The sequence below is a fragment of the Mesorhizobium sp. M0340 genome (assembly GCF_040321535.1).
Lineage (GTDB): Bacteria > Pseudomonadota > Alphaproteobacteria > Rhizobiales > Rhizobiaceae > Mesorhizobium.
The window spans coordinates 1-20,313 of sequence record NZ_JAMYRR010000047.1 but is presented as its reverse complement, the minus strand read 5'-3'; the positions used below and the strand labels follow the sequence as shown (position 1 = coordinate 20,313).

At 63.6% G+C, this 20,313-nt stretch carries 18 protein-coding genes and 1 pseudogene; 4 read left to right on the top strand and 15 right to left on the bottom strand.

What is annotated here, in order from left to right:
• Positions 1–280: 280 nt before the first annotated feature.
• A pseudogene (locus tag NKI79_RS31980) lies at positions 281–1,036 on the top strand (IS5 family transposase).
• On the opposite strand, the gene NKI79_RS31975 reads toward NKI79_RS31980, so the two are convergent.
• The 3 genes from NKI79_RS31975 to NKI79_RS31965 form a co-directional block, all read right to left on the bottom strand.
• Complete coding sequence (locus NKI79_RS31975) at positions 1,024–2,022, bottom strand: NAD(P)H-dependent flavin oxidoreductase (RefSeq protein ID WP_036246111.1); 999 nt, start codon at positions 2,020–2,022, stop codon at positions 1,024–1,026. The pseudogene NKI79_RS31980 and the gene NKI79_RS31975 sit on opposite strands and share 13 nt — an antisense overlap.
• Positions 2,023–2,420: 398 nt before the next feature.
• A complete protein-coding gene (locus NKI79_RS31970) occupies positions 2,421–4,661 on the bottom strand; it encodes a relaxase/mobilization nuclease domain-containing protein (protein WP_352622188.1) in 2,241 nt (746 codons plus the stop codon).
• On the bottom strand, positions 4,658–5,065 hold the full coding sequence (locus NKI79_RS31965; protein WP_023723225.1) for a hypothetical protein: 408 nt from the start codon (positions 5,063–5,065) through the stop codon (positions 4,658–4,660). Before NKI79_RS31965 ends, NKI79_RS31970 begins: the two co-directional genes overlap by 4 nt.
• Positions 5,066–5,494: 429 nt before the next feature.
• Between NKI79_RS31965 and NKI79_RS31960 the strand changes: the two genes are divergently transcribed.
• Entirely contained in the window at positions 5,495–6,235 is a 741-nt protein-coding gene (locus NKI79_RS31960; RefSeq protein WP_352518112.1) for a nucleotide-binding protein, read from the top strand.
• Complete coding sequence (locus tag NKI79_RS31955) at positions 6,232–6,639, top strand: hypothetical protein (protein WP_352468574.1); 408 nt, start codon at positions 6,232–6,234, stop codon at positions 6,637–6,639. The genes NKI79_RS31960 and NKI79_RS31955 overlap by 4 nt, the downstream gene beginning before the upstream one ends.
• Before the next feature lie 119 nt (positions 6,640–6,758).
• On the opposite strand, the gene NKI79_RS31950 is transcribed toward NKI79_RS31955, so the two are convergent.
• The 9 genes from NKI79_RS31950 to NKI79_RS31910 form a co-directional block, all read right to left on the bottom strand.
• Entirely contained in the window at positions 6,759–7,100 is a 342-nt protein-coding gene (locus NKI79_RS31950) for a hypothetical protein (RefSeq protein WP_352468575.1), read from the bottom strand.
• Between the two features lie 58 nt (positions 7,101–7,158).
• The gene (locus tag NKI79_RS31945) at positions 7,159–7,482 is read right to left on the bottom strand and encodes a DUF736 domain-containing protein (protein ID WP_006205585.1); all 324 of its coding nucleotides are present in this window, start codon (positions 7,480–7,482) and stop codon (positions 7,159–7,161) included.
• A 708-nt stretch (positions 7,483–8,190) separates the two neighbouring features.
• Positions 8,191–8,628: a hypothetical protein gene (locus tag NKI79_RS31940; RefSeq protein ID WP_352807222.1), complete on the bottom strand. Its 438-nt coding sequence runs from the start codon at positions 8,626–8,628 to the stop codon at positions 8,191–8,193.
• A 385-nt stretch (positions 8,629–9,013) separates the two neighbouring features.
• Positions 9,014–9,436, bottom strand: coding sequence for a hypothetical protein (locus NKI79_RS31935; RefSeq protein WP_031195560.1), 423 nt, complete (start codon positions 9,434–9,436; stop codon positions 9,014–9,016).
• Positions 9,423–9,683, bottom strand: a complete 261-nt coding sequence (locus NKI79_RS31930) for a type II toxin-antitoxin system prevent-host-death family antitoxin (RefSeq protein WP_352807219.1) — start codon at positions 9,681–9,683, stop codon at positions 9,423–9,425. Before NKI79_RS31930 ends, NKI79_RS31935 begins: the two co-directional genes overlap by 14 nt.
• Positions 9,684–9,745: 62 nt before the next feature.
• The gene (locus NKI79_RS31925; RefSeq protein WP_352468579.1) at positions 9,746–10,687 is read right to left on the bottom strand and encodes a DUF2493 domain-containing protein; all 942 of its coding nucleotides are present in this window, start codon (positions 10,685–10,687) and stop codon (positions 9,746–9,748) included.
• A gap of 247 nt (positions 10,688–10,934) precedes the next feature.
• Positions 10,935–11,972, bottom strand: coding sequence for a DUF7146 domain-containing protein (locus NKI79_RS31920; protein ID WP_352468580.1), 1,038 nt, complete (start codon positions 11,970–11,972; stop codon positions 10,935–10,937).
• Positions 11,973–11,984: 12 nt separating this feature from the next.
• Complete coding sequence (locus tag NKI79_RS31915; protein ID WP_352622184.1) at positions 11,985–12,437, bottom strand: hypothetical protein; 453 nt, start codon at positions 12,435–12,437, stop codon at positions 11,985–11,987.
• Complete coding sequence (locus NKI79_RS31910; RefSeq protein ID WP_352622182.1) at positions 12,434–16,597, bottom strand: strawberry notch-like NTP hydrolase domain-containing protein; 4,164 nt, start codon at positions 16,595–16,597, stop codon at positions 12,434–12,436. The genes NKI79_RS31915 and NKI79_RS31910 overlap by 4 nt, the downstream gene beginning before the upstream one ends.
• Before the next feature lie 182 nt (positions 16,598–16,779).
• Between NKI79_RS31910 and NKI79_RS31905 the strand changes: the two genes are divergently transcribed.
• The gene (locus NKI79_RS31905; protein WP_352807215.1) at positions 16,780–17,970 is read left to right on the top strand and encodes a DUF1173 domain-containing protein; all 1,191 of its coding nucleotides are present in this window, start codon (positions 16,780–16,782) and stop codon (positions 17,968–17,970) included.
• 15 nt (positions 17,971–17,985) lie between these two features.
• On the opposite strand, the gene NKI79_RS31900 is transcribed toward NKI79_RS31905, so the two are convergent.
• The 3 genes from NKI79_RS31900 to NKI79_RS31890 form a co-directional block, all read right to left on the bottom strand.
• Positions 17,986–18,633: a hypothetical protein gene (locus NKI79_RS31900; protein ID WP_352622180.1), complete on the bottom strand. Its 648-nt coding sequence runs from the start codon at positions 18,631–18,633 to the stop codon at positions 17,986–17,988.
• Between the two features lie 518 nt (positions 18,634–19,151).
• Entirely contained in the window at positions 19,152–19,304 is a 153-nt protein-coding gene (locus tag NKI79_RS31895) for a hypothetical protein (RefSeq protein ID WP_352468584.1), read from the bottom strand.
• Entirely contained in the window at positions 19,301–19,681 is a 381-nt protein-coding gene (locus tag NKI79_RS31890; RefSeq protein ID WP_352516378.1) for a DUF1419 domain-containing protein, read from the bottom strand. The genes NKI79_RS31895 and NKI79_RS31890 overlap by 4 nt, the downstream gene beginning before the upstream one ends.
• Between the last annotated feature and the right edge of the window lie 632 nt (positions 19,682–20,313).

The window sequence follows — 20,313 nt, the reverse complement described above, 5'->3', positions numbered from 1 at the left end:
CGCCGCTGTTGGACGACAGCATGCCGCCGTCGAAACGGGCGACGACGGACTTGCCGCCGACTGATGACAAACCGCTCAGCGGCAGCGCAAGATCGTTCATGGTGGGTGTGGTCTCCGGGAAATGGTTCGGATCGGCTTAGGCAACCAAATCCTACGTCATTTCAACGGCTTGCGCCACATCCACCAACCCCCATGAATTTTTCAGGCTAGGATCCGGACCCATAAAGGGATTCCACTGACGGTGGTTTTATGAGTCACGGTCTCCAAAGGGAGGCCACAAATGAATCGCGATTATTTCTGGCTGACGGAGGAGCAGGTTTCGCGGCCGCAGGCGCTGCTGCCAACCGACACGCGCGGCAAGCCAAGAGTCGATGACCGCCGAGCGATTAGCGGCATCGTCCATGTCCTCAAGTCCGGCGGCCGCTGGGTCGATGCCCCGCAAGTCTACGGGCCGAGAAAGACGCTCTACAATAGCTTTGTCCGATGGGCTGCCAAAGGCGTTTGGGTCGACATCTTCCACGCCCTGGCCTCGGCTGGCGGTCCTCCGGCTGAGGTCCTGATCGACTCTTCGGCCGTGAAGGCGCATCGCTGCGCTTCTGGCGGCAAAGGGGGGAGCAAAATCAGGCGATCGGCCGGTCGCGCGGTGGGCGAACCACGAAGATCCACGCCCTGACCGATGGCCTGTGCCGCCCGATCGCTTTCCTCTTGACCGGTGGCCAGGTCGCCGATTGCAGCGCCGGAGATTTGCTTCTGGAGCAGATGCCCAAGAGCCCGATCCTGCACGCCGACAAGGGCTATGATACCAATGCCATTCGCCACAGGTCTAGGCTAAAGGGGCGATGCCGAACATTCCGCCGAAGCCAACCGGCGCTGGAAGAACTGCTTCTCCCCGTTCCTCTACCGTGATCGCAACGCCATCGAGCGCATGTTCGGACGGCTCAAGGATTTCCGCCGCATCGCCACCAGATACGATCGATCGGCCACGAACTTCCTCGCTGCCGTCTGCCTAGCCGCTACGGTCAGTTACTGGCTGTGACAGTTGTCCTCGACAAACAGAAGCGAACTTGCGCCCTGAAGCAGGGTGATCGCTTCAGAAACGGTGCGAAGGAGTATGTCACTCGCCGGCTCGATGTCGTGGATGAGGCCGGCGGCCTCACCAATCATGATCGCGGCTATTGTGGGATCGCCGCTTGCCCACGCTTCCCGGTAGGCAGCGGACTGCGCGTCAATGTCGGCGAGGAGATGGGCCTCATTGCCGTGCCAGGCTTCCGTAAAAGCATTCTTCCGAACGCGCAGTGAAAACCGCGATGGCCAATCCAGGCGGCGCGCTAGGTCCATCACCGAGGTTCGAACCGTGTCGTCTCCGGTCGCGGCAAGGGCAGCCTGGTGCAGATTTGGATGAACGAGAGCCTCCAACGAGGCCCAGAAACGTGATCCCATCACGACGCCATCAGCGCCAAGCATCAGCGCCGCTGCAAGCCCACGACCATCGGCGATGCCACCGGCCGCGCAGATGAGCGTGTCCGGCGCCCGTCGCCGTACCAAGTTCGCGACCTCCGGAACAAATGTGAATGTCGCTCGCTTCTCACCGTGACCGCCGGCTTCCGCGCCTTGGGCGACGACAATGTCGGCTCCGGCATCAAGAGCGCGGCGCGCGTCGTCGAGGCTCTGGACCTGGCAGATCAAGGGGACCCCGGCGGCCCGTATCGCCGGCGAAAAAGGCGCCGGGTCGCCAAAGGATAGGAAAATCGCACTTGGTCGCCGCTCCAAGGCCTTATCGAGCAGGCGCGGGTTCCTGGCGAGTGACCAAGTTATGAAGCCGCAGCCGACAGGTCGGTTGCCAGATCGCTCGAACTCTCGCGTCAGCCAATCAGCGTCGCCATAGCCGCCGCCGATAAGACCAAGCCCTCCGGCTGAACTGACCGCACCTGCGAGTTCCCCGCCCGATGCGAATGCCATCGGCGCGCTGATGATCGGATGCTGCAGTTTAAGCCGATCAGTGAGACGGGTTACGATGCGCATCATCACTCCAACAGATTGCCTTGAGTATCGCAGGTTCGGTTGATCCTATCGAGCCCCGCTCAGCGCCCCGCGATTAACGGCAACCAGAGCCGCCAGCGCAGTCGACCGACGGTTATGAGTCCGGACCCTAACCCATCAGCAAACTTACGACCGGGCTTCGAGCCCGTCACCGATCGATCCAATGGCGCTGCGGTTACCTGGACGGACCTGAAAACCAGCCTGTCACAGCCTTAGCTTCGGTCCATCCTGCAATGCGGCACAAAGCAGATTTCAAGATCATGCGCGGCGTGAGATCTGCGTGGCCATCATCCTGAATCTCGTAGGCGCCAAATGGGCCTCGGCACATGAGGTCACTAACACTCTCGGTCTCTTTAGCCGCAGGCGGCAGTGAGCTCGGCTCAGCGCTCGTAATCGTTATCATTTGAGCGCTGGGTCTTGCGGTCCTGCTCTTCCGACTGCCGTGCCTTCTGTTTGTTGGCGTCCTTCTGCTTGGCTGCCACCTTCTCCTGCTCGGCGCCGGTGCGCGGCTGCTCCGGCTCGCGGGGATCGTCTCGAGTTGGAAGGTCTCGCCCTCGCGGCTCGCGCTCGGGGATCGGCTCGCCACCGCCACCACCACGACGCTGCTGCTGCCGCTCGAATTGTAGCCGCGCGAGACGGTCGTGCATCTTGTCGTTCACCTCTTCACGATACTGTTCGAACTGTCCTTGATGGGCCGGCGGCAGCGTCTCGCGCATGTTGTCCAGAGCCTGATTGACGCGGGCCATCTGACGCCGCATTTCCAAGGGGGTTTGCGCCATGTTCAAATCTCCTAGCAGTGCATTCAATTCTCTCATACCGGGATGGGACAGGAAAGACTTTTGCCCCGATTGATCAGCTCCGCGACCCGCGGCAGGACCTGGCTGCCCCTCCCCTGTCCGGTCGCGACGGAACTGCAGAAAATTGTTGCCGATCGACTCCGCTGCCGTGAGAGCCTGACCGACTACGCCCGCGGCCCGCATCGTCGTCACAGTCTTTTGCCATGCGGCAGCGATAGCATCGCCGTTCACGACAAGGGATTGCCCATCCAAACGGCGTTGCCGCTTGGCCTCCACCCGCTCGATCGTCCTGGCGCTGACCTGGTAGCGCGGATCGCTCTGGGCGCGGCTGTAGGCTCCGGCATGCTCCTTCGTGAACGGACGCGTCATCGCATGGTCCATGCGCCGCGTCGCCACCATCGCAATGCCGTTCTCGCGTGCCTTTTCAGCAAAGGCCTCGCGCCAGGCCACCAGATCTGGCTTGTTGAATTTGAGGCGCTCGCCGTCGGCAGAGCGTGCCTGCACCATCGCATGGATATGGACGTGCTTGGTGTCCTTGTGATGCGCCAGGACGAACTTGTATCCTGGCGCTCGCTCCTCGAGCACGGCGCGCGCCGCAGCCATGACGGCGTTGGCATCGGTGCCGGCTCTTGCCGAGAAAAGCAGGTGATAGGCATTGCGCCGCTCACGCCCCGAAAACTGCGGGCGCCATTGTTCATAGATCGAAGCCGCCGCCTTGGTGGAGCTTTTCACAGCAGGCACAGGCTCGCCATTTGCGTGGCGGATGTGGCTGTGGGTGCGGATGAACTTCTGCAGGAAATATTTCGCTTTGGGTTCACGGCTCACGGCCGCCGTTACCTCTGCCTTGGCGACCACCCCCGCCTCGCCCATGGCTTCAGACAGGCGCGCTTCGATCTTGTCGAGCGCCTTGCTGCGCGAATTTTTTTCCCGACCGCCGGCGAGCACCTTGGCAAGCGGTCCGGCCCGCTCATCGGTATGCGCGTAAACCTCCACCGTCTGTCCATCCTGCGCATAGATGAACGGTTTTGCCCCGAAGGCCTTGCTCAGCGCCTCGCTCAAGGCGGCATCGGTGACCTCGCTAGCGAGATCGAAGCGAACCTCGATAAAATTGGTGTTTTCCAAGGGCGGTTCGAACGTCTCGCAAAACGATTCCAGGAACGCCTTTCTTGCGGCACCTGTCGCAAGCACCTGCCCGTCCTCGTCGAAAATCTCGATGTCGTGTTTCTCGCCTTTTTCGTCCTCGCGCTTCCCGATGTAATTGAGCAGCCGGGCGGCAGCTTCCTTGGTCGATGGCGGATTGGGCATGACCTTGAACACGGCAGGCTGCGCGCCCGCCGCATAGCCTGCCCGTGCCGCCACGGCCCGCGCCTGATAGCCCGTCCGCGCCGCTCGTGCCGTACCGCTCGGACGAACAGCACCACGACCACCGCCGCCGCGCCGCTTCCAGTCTTCCTCCTCCTCTTCCGGCCGGAAACCGGCGAGCGTGACGCCATAGATCATGATCGGCGCGCTAGCGGCCTTGGGCGAACTCGCAGCAGCAGTGGACTTCGGTGCCCTGCTGGACATGGAGCTCCCCGCCGCCCCCAATCCTCCCGGCGACGAACAATGGGCGCTCCTGCCGCCACCTGCCGTCGAGCCGCCTCCTTGCCCGAGGCGTCCGCCGCCACCGGTCCGCTCATAACTCTTCATCACCTGGAATTCACCGGCCGCGCGTCGGACGCCCGTCACGGACTTGTCGTCGTCGAGCTCCTCACGCTTCACGCCGGACTCGCCCCGCAGATAGCGTTCGATTTCGGCCGCGTAGCCAGCAAGACGACCGCTCATGGCCTGGCCTCCCTCGCCTTGCGTGACCCGCCAGTCATCGCCTTCAGTTCCTCGCGAAACTGCCGCACCAGGTTGCCCACGGCGACCAGCGCCTGTTCAAGATCCTCATCGTGGGCAACACGGCCGTCGTTCATGGCGCGCACGGCCTGATTGAAATTGATGCCAACGCGCCGCAGCTGATCGGTCATGTCCACGATCGCCGGCCGCAACGCCTCTGATGCGATAGGCAGATGCCCGACCTCTGCCCGCACCAGACGCCGGACGACCTCGCTGACGGTAACGCCGTCTCGCTCCGCAATGGCTTTAAGGTTGGCCAGCTCGTCAGCCGAAAACCGGATGTGCGTCACCTCGCCGTAGCGTCGTGACGCGTTCTGTACCGCTGCTTTCTGGGCGCCTGCATCCATCTCTCAAGCCCGCTTGCGGGCGCTAAGGCCCGACAGGGCCGCGCCGCCTATTTTGTGTGTATCACAAAATAGGCTATCCTGCCAGAGGAGATGGAAAAGGACAAAGCCGACGTTCCTTTCTCACCAGCCCAGTTGTCAACCGCAGCGGGCCGGTCGCGATGTGTTTCCATCGTGACTTGATGTAGTGTGTCTATGATGCGTTGAGGACTTGTTTCCATGTTAACATGGAAACATCCGCCCTCTGATGCGTAGTCGGAAATGCGTAGTCGGAAATGCGCAGTCGATGGGCCACCGGACCTATTCCTTCGCTGCAGATAGCAGCTGCGCAAAAACCGCACCGTGAACGAGCCCTTATTGGTGCGCGCCTGGGTTGCCAAACCAGTCTTCCCCGTTGACTATGTCACCATGTCTCGACCGTGATATTGTTCCATGTTGACTTGTTTCCATGTTAACATGGAAACAAGGAGACAACGCCGGAAGGAGGCCCCCATGATCATATCCGCTGCGATCCCCAAGGGCGGCACTGGCAAATCGACGATGCTGCGCGCCCTCGCATCCGTCGCGCTGCATCGGGGCTATTCGGTCACCCTTATCGACGGCGATCGGCGGCAGAACATGAATCGCTGGTTCCAGATGCTGGGCGACGCTGGCAATTGTCCTGACACGCTCCAGATAGTGAGCGCGATGACCCCGCAGGAAATCCTCCGCGCGGCAGCCACTCACAACGGTGAACGCTCGGTCGTCTTGATCGATACGGAAGGCACCACAAACGATAACCTCATGGCCGGGCTCTTCGCCGCCGATATTGTCGTCGTGCCGGTCTATTTTGCCCTCGACGATGTGACCGCCGCCATCCAGATCACCGACCACTACATCCCACTGGCGGTCGAGAGCCGGGGGAGACCGTTGCCAGCGATATTCGTGCTGACCAAGCAGACCATCATCGATGGCAGGGCGCGAGCTCTGACCGAACTGCGCGCCATCATCCAGGCCAACGGCACGCCCATTGCAGAACACGTCCTGCACAATCGCGTTGCCTACCGCGACCTTCAGACCGGGCAGACCCTTTACAGCCCCGAGCTGCCTGACGCGAAGGCGGTTGCCGAGAGCGAAGGGGTCTTTGACGACCTTCTGCAAACCTTCATCGAAGCCACAAGGAACGCGGCATGAGTGAAGAAACCGCGCCGAAACCCGGTGACGACAAGAAAGCCCGCATGATGAAGGCCATCTCCACGCAGCCGCCAGCGCTGCCGAGCCTGTTCATCCCACCAAAGGTCGAGACGTCAGGGACCAGGCAGCAAGCTACGCCACAGATGCAGGAACCGACAAAGCCGTCCCCGGCAGCCGGGCCCGATTTTCGCAAGCTGCTGCGGCAGGGTCAGAAAAAGGACCCCATCGCCGGAAAGAAGATTCGCGAGGAGGAGATGATCCGCTGCGGTTACTACCTGACGGCTGCGGAGCAGCGGCAGTTCAAGTTGCTGGCGATCAGCAACGGGCACAGCATGACCGAACTGCTGCGAAAGGCTGTGCAGGATTATATCCGCATTCATAAGCACAAACTGCCGAAGGAATAATCAGCGGTCGGGAGTCGCTATCGCATGCCGCGACGGGTGATGTTCGTGGCTCTTTTGCGACGCGCAAAAAAAGGGCCCGCGACGGAGCACTCCGTCGCGGGCCCTTGAGACGTGTTTGCCTACTTGGGTTGGTTGAGGTGTTTCAGCACCTCGCCGAGGATTGCGTCTCGCACCGGACGCCCGCTGGCTGCCGCTTTGTCGTCGACCAGCTTTGCGGTCAGTTTGGGCGACAGCGGCATGAAGTCGTAGCCGTGTGAGATGGCTGCATGGCGAAGATCCTCAAGCGCTTCGGACGCGTGATCGCGGGTGCCAAGCCAGAGCGCGGACTCGTCGGTCACTTCGTGGGGGAACGCTTGCAGGAAGTAGGTGCGAAGCGGTGGGTCGTAACCGATGACAGCGTCTGGATCCGAGCGGACTTTTCCGGTGACGGTGCCAGTGACAGTGATGGTGTAGCGGCTCATTGCAACCTCCTTTTGCCGGTGGGGAAGCCGGCCCCTCGAGGGGCCGGCCACCAATGCCTCACTGGGGGTTGTTCCAGAGGATGACCTTCTTGTTTTCCTCGCCACCCGGGGCGGGAGCGAGATTGCCGAAGATGACGCCGATCTCGGGGGCCTCCAGCTTGACCGAGAGGTATTCCTCGCCCGAACGCTGGGAGATGCGGTGCCAGCCGGCTCCGATCTCGAAGCCCGTGCGCTTGTTGACGATCCGGTAGTCGGGGGCGTCCTCGCGCGACTTGTTGGTGTTCGGGATGAGGGTGATCGGGGCATTGACCCGGAGCGTGGCGAAGACGCCTTCCATCGAGCCGTCGGCCTTGGTGGTGAGGTTTGCGATCGTGGTGGCCATGGTAGTTCTCCTTCGGTTGCATCGGGACCATTCCCGATGGCGCCAAAGGAGAGGGCCGTCCTGCTGCGGTCATCTCGGCGAAAATTCTGGAAAATTCTATTTGCCCAAAAATAGCGGGCAGGCCCTTCGCCTGCCCGCAGACAAAAAACAGAAATCGAATTTTCCTGAATATTCGCCGAGTGTACCCCCAACGGGGGTTGACCGCACAAAGCAGGCGGTCGTCTACAAAGGCGACATGAAACGGGAATGGCCCCGGATGCGGCAGATGGACAAGACCTCAGGCCGCCATCGCTTGACCGCCGACGCAATGCTGCCGGATCGCAGGAACAGGCTGCAGCCTCTCGGGTCATGTCGCCTGCGTCGTCAATGCCTCAAACAGCAGCATGGCGCGTGAACCGCCTAGCGCGTTCGGTATGGCGTCACAGCGGTTTCGAGATCGGAGCCGACTGGCAGCGAACTTCACGCCCTCTGGGCGATGCCTCGCAGCCAGGTTGGATGACCAAGCAAGCCAGGATGTTCGGCACACTTTCACCCGCTTCAGATGCGAGACGGGTCAAGATGAACCATCCGTACAACGCCCCGCGGCTCTGCGCGTGGACCGGTTTCGAAAGGGGCCGGCTCCGTCCGCTCATACAAGTGGTTAGGCGGCGAGGAGCCGGATCACATATCGGATTGAACCCGCAGGGCCTGTCGGCAGGACCGCATCCATCATCCTGGCAACGTTAGACGCTCATCCGGCGTCATGCGGGCTTCGGCTTGGCGGCGAATGTCCGGATCAGCATGGCGGAGCATCGCGCACCAGTCTTCCACATTGTACGTGGTCGCCATCCGGCCCCTGGCCAGATCGTAAATGACGCACGGCTTGTTCGCGATGGCGAGCCGAAGCACGTTGACGGCCGTGCCCGGTGATGCGCCGTCCCAGACCATCATCCCAAAGTCGGCGCGCCGCACCATCTCCCGGTCCTTGGCGGCGTGGAACCAGTGCTCGTGAGCTCCTTCAGGAGAAGGAACATGGTAGGCGGCCCAGTCGCCCAGATTGTTGCGGGGTTCCTTGCCGGCATGGAAGACCCCGACGTGCTCGTACTTGTAGCCGGCGAGCAGGCCCTGCGCCTCGGCATCGGCTCCAGGCGCGTCGCCAACCAGCACGCCGTGCTCGGCAGCAACGATTGCGCCGATGCGAGCGATGGCAGGTTCCGGCAGCTCGAATATGTCGCGTGATCCACTATGAATATCATCGACATGGTGACTTTCCCTTCTCTCCCGCGTCCCCCGCCCCGCGCCGGCCGCCCTCTCCCCTGGCCCTGCGCGAGGGATCGTCACCCGAAGGCCGAGACGGCAAAGCTGGCTCGGGAAGCGGCGGGACGCCGCGACGAGAGCCCGGCCGGCCGCAGGCCGGCGCGCCCGGATCCTGCAGCTGCCGGAGGCGCTACGCGCATCTGGCTAGTTGCGCTTCGCGCTTGGAGCTAGTGGTCTTTGTCGGCCAGCCAGAGGCTCACGTCCTGGATCGAGCGCATGGCCGCGAAAGAGAACGTCAATCCAGACGGCTGACGCGGCGGCCCTCGCTGCGCCCTTCGATAAAGGCGCCTGCGATTTTCATCATGAATGCCTTGCTGAAACGACCGAGGGGCTTACCGTCGGCTTCGATGTACCAGGAGCGTTCGGCAATATCGTAGTTGTATTCGTCAACCACGATCCAGCAGCGTTTGAGATCGGTCAGACCGGCGCGGCGGCACTCGATAGTGGAGATTTCCAAACCGACCCGATCGCTGGTTGGTGGCTGGGTGGTTATCGCCAGGAGCGCGAGATGGGTCAGGCCATCTCTTGCGCCGCGGACAGCGATGACCACGCAGGTGGGCCGGCTCTTGCGGTCTTCCGTTTCGCCGCGCTCGTGTTGCCATGCCCAAAGATACGGGTAGGAGATCACCTGACCAGGCAGGAATCTACCGCTCCTCATCGTATCCTTCCCCGCGCGCCAATCGGTCGATCTCGGCGGCGAAGAGTTCCGTGTGTTCCTCCGGCATCTCGGAGACACGGTATGCGCGGCGGGGATCGCCGCCGATGCGCATCCGTTCGTAGTGCTCGTAACTCATCAGCACGAACCGGGGTTTCCGGTGCTTGGTAAGAATAACGGGTTCGCGGCTGGCAACGTCGGTGACGTCGCCAACCTGCTTGTTGAGATCCCCCGTCGTGAACTGGCACATGGCTGGACTCCTTATCGATCTCCATATTATCTGGATTTTCTAGATTTGCAAGAAAACGGCGCTCACGCGCCGTCCTCCGCGAACCGCCACACGGGGATGCCGAGCCGACGCGCCTTGTCGGCAAGGTTCTCGGTGATGCCGGAGCCGGGAAAGACGATCAGGCCGTAGGGCACCACCGAGAGAAGCTGGTCGTTGCGGCGGAACGGAGCCGCCTTGGCGTGCCGGGTCCAGTCCGGCTTGAAGGCGATCTGGGTGACCTTGCGGTTCTCGGCCCAGCAGGCGGCGATGCGTTCGGCGCCACGCGGGCTGCCGCCGTGGAGCAGGACCATGTCGGGATGCTTCTCGCGGGCCTTGTCGAGCGCGTTCCAGATCCGGTCGTGATCGTTGCAGTCGAGACCACCGGCGAAGGCAATCTTGGTGCCGGCAGGAACGAGCACCTCGGTTTCGGCGTGGCGGCGGGCGGCGAGGAAGTCTCTGGAGTCGATCACCGAAGCGGTCATCGCCTGGTGGGAGACCTTGGAGCCGGTGCGCGGCCGCCATGCCGATCCGGTTTGTGCCTCGTAGAGGTCGGCAGCCTCATCGCGCATGATTTCCAGCACGTTGCGGCGCTCGATGTAGGTGATGCCCTCGGCGGTGAGCCGTTCCAGCTCGACCGACTTCACCTCGGAACCGTCCTGTTCCTGCTGGCTCAAGCGCTGGGCCTCCTCGTTGCGGTCGAGGCTGCGGGCGACGCGCTCGGCGGCACGGTGGAAGACGTTTGCGAACGACCAGAGCAGGTCGTCGAGATCGGGTTCGAGCCTGGTGTCGCCGAGCATGCCGGCCAAGGTCTCGACGATCCCGGCGAGGCCAGTCCGGATCACCTCGTCGTCGGGAAGTGGCCGAGGATCAGGTTCGTCCTGATGCGGACGGTGGCCGTACATCTGCAGTTCGAGGATGACGCGGTCGGTCGGCGAGGAGGCGTGGTAGGGCTCGTAGGCGTCGTCGAGAGGAAGCTCGTAGGTCACGGCGTGTCTCCGTCGGTTGTGGCCGCGCCCATCGCGGCCTGACAGCGCATCCCGGCCGCGCCCCGGACGCGGCCGCACCGAAGGCCGGAGCGCAAGCGGAGGACGGCGCCGCCGTTGCGGCCGTGACCGGGGCGTGGCAGGGGTCGCCTCTCGGGCAGGCCGCGGGCGCGGCCTCTCTGGTGGAGCGCCGCCATGTCTGCAGGCTGTCCGGCGACGCCGCGCCGGCCCGCGTGCCGGCCCGACCCATTCATCCGGGCGGCAGGAAGAGACGGGCATCCTCCGGGACGAGCTGGTCACTGAGCCATGCCGCGAGATGGGCCGGGCCGAGATGACGCAGGTCGTCGTTGAAATCGCCGAGCTGCGGCCGCAACACCAGGGCGAGGATCCCGGCTTCGCCGGCTCGCTGGCTGAGACGCTCGATGCCGTGCCGGCCGGCGGCATCGGCATCGGCCGCGATGTAGAGGCGACGGCAGCCAGGCGGCAAGGTCAGGCCGGCGAGGTGATTGGCCGAAGTGGCGGCGGCAACCGGCAGCGCCGGCATCACCGTCCGGAGCGACGCCATCGTCTCGAACCCCTCGCCGGCGGCCATGACGGGCGCACCGGGCTGGTGGCCGAGCCATATGGCGTTGCCAAGAAGATGCCCGAGCGAGCGGCGGGGATCGGCGAGCTGCGCCTTGCCGTTGCCCGAAGCATCGAGCCAGGTGCGTTGCAGGCCTGTGGTCTGCCCGTTGAGGTTGGTGACAGCGGCAATCAGCGCAGGAAGCGTCCGCGTCTCGCCCGTTACGAGATCTCTGTAGTAACAGCCGGGATGGAAGCGCAGGGCACGCTCACGTGGGGAGAGCAGAATGCCGCGGCCGGCAAGATAGCGTTCGGCCAACGTGCCGGCGATCGGCTGGGACATGCCGAACAGGCGACGCGCGGCGTCGGGAGAGCCGCGTTTCGCGGCTAGCTGGCGCCGCGCGTCAGGAGCTTGGGGCGGTGGCAGCGGCATGGAGAGGAAGCGACGTGCTTCATCCGCGACCTCGCGGAAGTCGACCAGACCACAGCTCTGCTCGATGACGTCAAGCAGGTCGCCATATTCTCCCGATGACTCGTCGACCCATTTTCCGGCTGCCTTGCCGCCAACCGCCTTGAGCCGCACATGCATGGAACGGCCGCGTGTGTTGCGGACATCGCCGACCATCCAGTAATTGCCCGAGCGATGGCCCTTGGAGAGATATTCGCGGCACACCGCCTCGGCATGATCGCCAAGGCGGCGTGCCAGCTCGGAGGCCGAGGCGGTCATGATCGCCTCCCCTCAAGCCGCCGAGGTACGGTCGGTGACGCCAACCAGCGTGTGGCGATCGAAGAGGGAGGCGAGGATGGAGGACCCTTCCTCGGTCGTCGGGATGAACAGCCGGAGCTTCCAGGAGATGATCTCGGCGATCAGTCCCAGCGCCTTCAGCCGGGGAACCATGGCATCGATGAAGCCGATCAATTCGACACGGTAGTCGTTCATGATACGGCTGCGGCGCAGAATCAGGCCATCGGCGAGTTGCAGTCCGATCCGTCCGTCGACAAGCCCGGTCCAGGCATCTTCCGGCGCGAGCTTGGGTACATCGTCGAACCCCAGATTGTGCAACATGGTCGCGAAAAGAGTCGGCGCGATGTGACGACCGATGATGCGTTCGCCGGCATCGGTCTGGATCCGGTAGACCTGACAATCATGATCCGGCAGCCGACGCCAGATCGGCAACAGCAGACCCGTCACGATGTGAAAGGTGCTGGTGGTGAACTCCGGGACGGCGGTGACTTCTGCCTGCCACAGCTCGCAGAACAGTTTTCGGTCGGCGGGCTGCCAGTGGGTCTCGGCAAGGGCGTCGAGACCGAAGCGCAGTTCGGCCGCAGCAGGCGCACTCGGTGTTCGACGGTTCCGTCGTCGAGCATCAGGCTCGCCGTGGGAACCCGGATCGCCGTGCGGTTCGATCGCGTGTTCACCAACAGAACCGCTTGCGGTTCCGCCCGGACGATGGCCAGCGCGTCGACGAGGCTGAGCGGCCGTGTACGGTCCTTGCGCGCGACGGTCAGCACATGCGACTGCGCGCCCGAGACCGGGTGCGAGTAGACGGTGCGGCGATCGGTGACGACGATGCTCTCCGCCGTGATCGTCTCCAGACCTTTGTCATAGGAGCCGGCAGCGATCGCGCCCTCGACCTTCGCCGCCATCAACTGCTCGAACACCTCGAACAGCAGGTTCTGGGTTTCGATGCGCAGCGCCAGCAGGCGATTGAGCCAGGTCGTGATCGGCGGCAGTTCGTCGCGCAGCCCGCCCTCGTCAGTCGTCAGCGACAGGCCGGTCACGGTCTCGAAGGTCGTGAGCGAGCAGCCCTCGATCCTGCCCTGATGCAGCAGCATGTAGAATTGGCGAAGTGCGGCCCGCGCGTAGGGGCTTTCGAGATTGTCCTCGGCACGGAACAGCCCTGCCCCGCCGGTCTGGCGCTGGCCGCGCGTGATCGCGCCCAGCGTGTCAAGCCGCCTGGCGATCGTCGACAGGAAGCGTTTGCCGGCCTTCACATTGGCGGCCATGGGCCGGAACAGCGGCGGTTGCTTCTGATTTGTGCGGTGGGTCCGCCCGAGACCCTGGATGGCGTTGTCCGCGCGCCAGCCGGCCTCGAGCAGATAGTGCTTGCGCAGCCTCTGGTTCCTGACCCCGAGATCGGCGTGATACGAACGGCCGGTACCGCCGGCGTCCGAAAAGATCAGCACGCGCTTCTCGTCATCCATAAAGCTCTGGGTCTCGGCGAGATTGGCCGAGCCAGGGCGATTCTCGACGGCAAGCCGGTCGATGCCGTCGCGGCCGGTCTTCTTCACGATGCGGCGGGACCGGCCGGTCACCTCGGCGACGGTGTCGGCGCCAAAGTGATGGATGATCTGATCGAGCGCGCTACCGACCGGCGGCAGCGATGCGAGTTTTTCGATCATCTCGTCGCGCCGGCGAACCGCCTCCCGGCATTGAACCGGGTTGCCATCTTCGTCGTGGACAGGCCGCGAACAGACATAGCCTTCGGCGTCCGAATATTCCTCGAACAACTGGGTGGGGAAGGAGTGCATCAAGTACCCGCCGACATACTCGCGCGGCGTGACGTCGACATGCAGGTCCGACCATTCCTCGGTCGGGATCTCGGCAAGGCGTCGTTCCATCAGCGCTTCGCCCGTCGAGACAATCTGCACGACTGCCGAATGGCCATCGGCAAGATCCTGTCCGATCGCGCCGATCAGGGTCGGCGTCATCGTCGAGGTAATCAAATGCGAGAAAAAACGTTGCTTGGTGCTCTCGAACGCCGAGCGCGCCGCCGCCTTGGCGTTGCGGTTCAGCGTGCCGGACTCACTGGTGATGTTGGTCGCCTCGAGTGCGGCGGTCAGGTTGTTGTGGATGACCTGGAAGGCGTCCGCATAGCCGTTGTAGATGCGAATCTGCTCGTCGGTCAGCTCATGCTCGAGCAAGTCGTATTCGACACCGTCATAGGAGAGCGAACGCGCCGTATAGAGGCCAAGCGACTTGAGATCGCGGGCGAGCACTTCCATCGCCGCGACACCGCCGTCCTCGATTGCTGCCACGAACTCGGCTCGGTTGGCGAATGGAAAATCCTCGCTGCCCCAGATGCCGAGACGCTGCGCATAGGCGAGGTTCTCGACGGCGGTCGCACCGGTCGCGGAAACGTAGACGACGCGCGCGTCGGGAAGGGCGTGCTGCAGCCGCAGCCCCGCCCTGCCCTGCTGCGAGAGCGCGACGTCGCCACGCTCGCTTTTGCCGCCAGCGGCATTGGCCATGGCGTGCGCCTCGTCAAAGATGATGACGCCATCGAAAGATTTTTTGGCCCCCGACTGGTTTTCTCCAATCCCTGTCTGGCTTTCTTTAATCCCCGTCGGGCCTTCGTTCCTTCCCGCCGAGTTTTCTCTGTTCCCCGTCGGGCATTCGTCCCTCCTCGCCGGCTTCTCTCCAGTCCCCGCCGGGCCTTCGGCCCTCGCCTCTTGTCCAACCCAGTCGAGGATCTGGGCTATCCGGGATTTCTTGCCTCCCCGTTCCTGCGAGCGGAGCGTGGCGTAGGTCGTGAACAGGATGCCCTCGGCAAGGCGGATCGGCGTGCCCTGCCGATAGCGCGACAGTGGCTGGACGAGGAGTTTTTCCTGGCCAAGTGCCGCCCAATCGCGCTGAGCGTCCTCAAGCAATTTGTCCGACTTGGAAATCCAGATTGCACGGCGGCGGCCCTGCAGCCAATTGTCGAGGATGATGCCGGCGACTTGCCGTCCCTTGCCGCAGCCGGTTCCATCGCCCAAAAACCATCCACGGCGAAAGCGGACAGCGTTCGCAGCACCTTCTGGCGCGGCCGAGACGACATCGCAGGTTTCGTCGACCGTCCAGGTCCCGGCGAGATAGCCGCAATGGGCTTCGCCGGCGTAGATGACGCTTTCGAGCTGGGCGTCCGACAGCAGGCCCTCGTCGATGATCTCATCAGGAAGAAGCGGGCGATAGGAAGGTTTTGGCGGCGCCACGGCGGCCATTGCGGCCGACTGCACGAGCGGCGTCGGATGCGGTTTTGCGCGGGGAATGTCGATCGACTGGAGCGCGTAGGGTTCGTAGATCGTGTCGGTGAGCCGGCCGCCCTCCTCCGGCATCCAGTCGCGTAGCTCATAGGCGAGGGGGACCGCCGGCGTGCTGTTTGCCTTGACCTGGCGGGCGGGTTTCGCCTGCGCAATCGGGCGGAACGGTTGGATGGCCTTCGGAGCAGCCGTTGAGACAGCGAGGGGTGCGGCTCTCGCCCCCGATCGGGCACCCATGTGCGCTGCTGCCTTCCTCAGGATCCCGTGCGACAGAGCGCCGATCGAATCCGGAAAGCCGCCCGGTGTCCGGGGCGGCAGATCCGTGATCCAGGAGAGCAACGTTTCGACATCTGCGGCCTTGCCGGGCGACCGGATGAAGCCGGTCGGGTCGGTGGCCGGTACCTTGTCGATAATTGTCAGGCGGGTCTCAGTGGTGGTGCCATGGCGGGCATAGACACGGCCGTCGATCGCTGCGGTGAAGACAATGGTGCCCTGCTGCTGCAACCGTTCGAAGGCCGGCCGCCATTTGGGGCTTTCCGAAGACAGCCCGGTGCCGGTGATGGCGACCAGGCGCCCGCCCGGACGCAGGCGTGCGAATGCGGAGGAGAGGTGCCGCCATGCCGCATCGGCGACATGGCCGTCGACATAGGCGCCGACGGTGAAGGGCGGATTCATCAAGACGACGGACGGCTTGATCGCAGGTTCGAGATGATCGTCGATATGGGCAGCGTCGTGCCGAGAGACGGGCATGCGCGCAAACAGCAGGCCGAGGAGATCGGCCCGCGTCGCGGCAAGCTCGTTGAGGGCGATCGAGGCGCGCGCCATCTCGGCATGGACGGCGAGCAGACCGGTGCCGGCCGAGGGTTCGAGAACGAGGTCGCAAGATGCGATCGCCGCGGCGTGCGCTGTCACGAAGGCAAGCGGCAAGGGCGTCGACAGCTGCTGCATGGCCTGGCTCTCGTCGGACCGTCGCGTATGGGTGGGAAGAAGGTCGGCGATGCGCTTGATCATCGCCAGCGTTGCCTGGGGCGTGGTGGACCGGGACAGGATCGCAGGGCCGAACCGGCGCAAGAACAGCACCTGGGCGACTTCGAGCGCCTCATAGGCGTCCTTCCAGACCCAGAACCCTTGCGCATCGCTGCCGCCAAAACCTGTCGTCATGGCGGTGCGCAGTGCGGCGGTGGTGACAGGCTTGCCCTGCTCGAGGAAAGGCAGAAGCCGCATTGCCGCTTGATAGATTGCCTGGGCGTTGTTGATGGAGGCCGGCGTCGGCGCGTCGAGGGGAGCGGCAGTCCGCGCAACGGCAGGTGTGGTCGAAACGATGTTCATGGAGATGTCCTTCGCGAGAGGGGGGGCGCCCGCGCCGGCACTCTCTCCGCGCCAGCCGGGCCGCGCTTCTCCCCGCTCCCCTCTGCCTCTGGCGCCGATCCAACAAACGGGTTGCGCTCTGCGCAAACCCATGACTTGATGCGCGCACAGGGATGCGGCGGCGACCTGGAGCTGCGGAGGTGATGCGACGGTTCAGAATTGGCAGTGAGGTCTACGAGGAGGCAGCGCCTGACCTGCAGGCGGCGCTGGCGAACGCCTATGCCCGCACCGAGCGTCCGCTATGCCTGTGCCGCGAGCCGGGCTGCCCGATGTACATCGCCCGCATCGGCGACCTTCACCTGATCAAGCGCATGCCGCTGAGCGGCGGCGGGCATGATCCATCCTGTGATTCATATGAATCGCCTTACGAGCTGTCCGGCCTGGGCGCCTTGATGGGCAGCGCGATACAGCTCGATCCGCAAAGCGGCTTGGCGGCTTTGAAACTCGATTTCAGCCTGTCGAAGACGGGGAGCCGGGCAGCGTCCGCGCCTGCTGGCCAGAGCTCCGCCAGTGTAGCCGCCGACCCCAGGAGGATGTCGCTGCGTGGCCTCCTCCATTATCTGTGGCACGAGGCCGAATTGACGGTCTGGACATCCCGATGGGCTGGCAAGCGACATTGGTGGAATGTCCGCTGGCATCTGCTCGAGGCTGCCGGGCAAATGACGGTGAGGGGCGGGCCGCTCGCGGATATCCTGTTCGTGCCCGAGCCATTTCGCGCCGAGAACAAGGAAGCGATCGAGCAGCGTCGCAATGCGGTTCTTGCACCTGCGCTCCCGCCGAAATCCGGCCCACGAAAGCTGCTGGTCCTGGTCGGCGAGGTGAAAGAGATTGTTCCTGCCCGCTCCGGTCAGAAACTCGTCATCAGGCACCTGCCCGGTTTTCCCTTCATCATCGACGATGCATTACATCGGCGTTTGCCGGTACGTTTCGAGAAAGAATTGTCGCTGTGGGGAGCAGATTCCAGCTCACATCTGATAGTGATCGCGACCTTCGGATTGAACCCGGCCGGTCTCGCCATTGTCGAGGAGGTCGCGTTGATGGTGGTGTCCGAGAACTGGATTCCTTACGAGACGGTTCCGGAGAAGCGGCTGGTCGACGCGCTCGCCCGCCTTCGCGAGAAGAGCGCGAAGGGATTGCGCTACGACCTGCAAACCGACCAGCCGATCGCCAACGCTTTGCTCCAGAACAGGCAGCAGCCGATCGCGCTCTTTGTCGTCCCCGCCGGTGCGGACGAAACATTCGAGGCTTCGTTGCAGGATATGGTCGCGAACCGGCCGGAGATGGGTGCGTGGACCTGGCGGGTCGGTGACGGGGAGATGCCGGCCCTTCCATAGGCTGGGAACGACATCTCAGATTTCCATCAATGCCGTGAATCGATTGGCGGCCATCGATTCAGACATGCGTTGGACAAGGATCCCCGTTGTCTTGGACCATGACGGTATGGTGAGGGGTGACCAGCGATCGTCTTTTTCGGTGACCATGCTGTGGGTTTGCGAAGATCCGCGGCGTAAGCACAGTGGGCGCCTGATCGTTGTCAGCGTTGAACTCGGCATGCCATTCGAGCTGTCCGAACCCCGCGTTGCATCGGCGAGCGAGACGCTGGAGAGTTGGCTTTCGCATCGGCGTCCGTCCAGGGCGGCACCGCGGTCGATGGTTGCGTTGGGTGGACGATAGGCCTTGGCCAGCGTAGATGTGACCCGATCCCGCAACGGACCGATTCCCATCCGAAGGTGGTGCAATAAATGAAGCGGCAGAGCCGACCCTTCATCGTCGAGGTGAAGAAGAAGCGTGGCGAATCCGCGCGGCAGCGTTCGATCTAGGGAAATCTCGATCTCGCTGCGATCGACGCGGAAACGGCGCGGGAGCTGACGAAGATCAAGTCGGATGTTAGCTGTTATGGCGAGGTCGCGGCGTTCTTCGATAATCGCCCTGGCCTTCTCGACTGCCGCGATCGCCTTCGGCAGCCAGCGCTCGAACTCTACTTTGGAAAGGCCCATCGGCTGGGATGGTTCTGGATCGCGGAGGTTGGGACGGTCGGGCACGGCTGAGGACGAAGACCTCGTCCGTGTTGGCCTCGAACAGCATTAGGATGCGGTCGCCGATGGCGACACATTCGTTGATCCAGCGACGATCGGAATCGCGGTACCTTGTAGTTCGATCGGGCGGCACATAGACAATCGTGAAGTGTGACAGCGTCTCGCCCGTCGGCGCCGCATAGAAGTGCTCTTCCACCTCGATGACGACCCCGCCGGTGCTGTAGGAGGTGGCGACCGTGTCGCCGGGACGTACGAGATCGGCGACCGTTAGCGCTCCTGGGGGCGTGCGCCGGTATTGGCGGCGATCTGGGGCACCGAGGCTTGCGGTGTAGGTCGAGTACGCCATAGGTGTCCTTGCCGGCCCCTGGCGGGTGTTTACGGGGGGTCCGCATCGTTGTCTCCTCCCCTCCTGGCGCCTCGTGCGCGAGTTGCCGGCAAGCGGCTGTCGATCTCGTCGTCCGACAGGTCTTCGAGCAGTTTCAGGATCGTTCGTGGCCACCGTTGTTGACGAGAACGACGCGTTTGCCACGGTGGTCCGCGGGCCAGGTGTGGGGATTGATCTCGCCGGCGATCCCCCTGAAGTCGGGATGCGTCGCGTTCCAGATCGCCTCGAGCTTTTCCGCGCGGGTCATGCTGTCGCTCGCGCCGGTCTCGTGGGCGATGATTGCGGCGCGCATCTTGTGTCCGGGGATTGCCGATCCGTGAGGTCGCAAAAGCCATGAAAACAGCGTTCGCGGCCCCGGATCCGGATCGCGAAGAATACGCTGGTCACGTTGCCGGCCTTGAACTCCGACATGCCGAACATGCCGGTGCGCTTGAAGAGCGGCGGCAGCAAATCGAGCATGAAATGGTATTCTGACGCGGTGATCTGGAACCACTCGCCTGAATAGGGAGTGCCGGAAAGCAGATCGATGCCGGGAGTATCTTTGTGTCGGCTGAACAGTTGGAACATCTGCTCGCGGGTGGCGACGCCGTCGAGCACCTTCCTGAAGGGTGGATGTGCGGTCATGGGGTTCTCCTGAACGCGGGTCGGCCGCGCGCGGCATGAACCGCGTCGTCGCAAGTGCTTGGTGATGTTGTGGCTGTCGACTGGCCGAGCCTGCGGCCAGCGTGTGCACCGGCGATGATGGGGTTTGCAGGGTTCAGGCGGCGCGTCGTTCGGAGGAAGGCGAAGCGTCTCGACCAACCCCGGTGATGGCACGGACGGCGGCGGCGAGCGCCGGGATATCGTCGAGCATGCCGAGCGCGACGAAGTGGTTGGCCCCGCCGGTATAGTCCTTGCGGTCCTTGCAGGTGCGGATCAGGATGCCGGACCTGAGGACAAACCGAACTGGCCGACCTGGATGTAGGCGCGGTGATGGTGCAGGGTAATTTCACCGGAAACGGCTATGCCCGCCTTGTTCGAGCGCAGGTCGAAGCTTCCTGCGGCAGGGCAAGTTCGTTAGCGAGTTTCTTCAGCCGTGAACGGGCTGTCGTGTGAAAACGTCTCTTCTGCTGCTCGTCATAGGAGCAGCTTCTGTTCCAGTCGAACATGTCGATCTCCATGAAATGGAACAGGCCCCGGGGGCGAAGCCGGGCACCGCGGGCGTGGGGCGGGGGTGTATTTGGGGGGGGTGGAGAGTAGCGGCGCCCGGGGCCCAC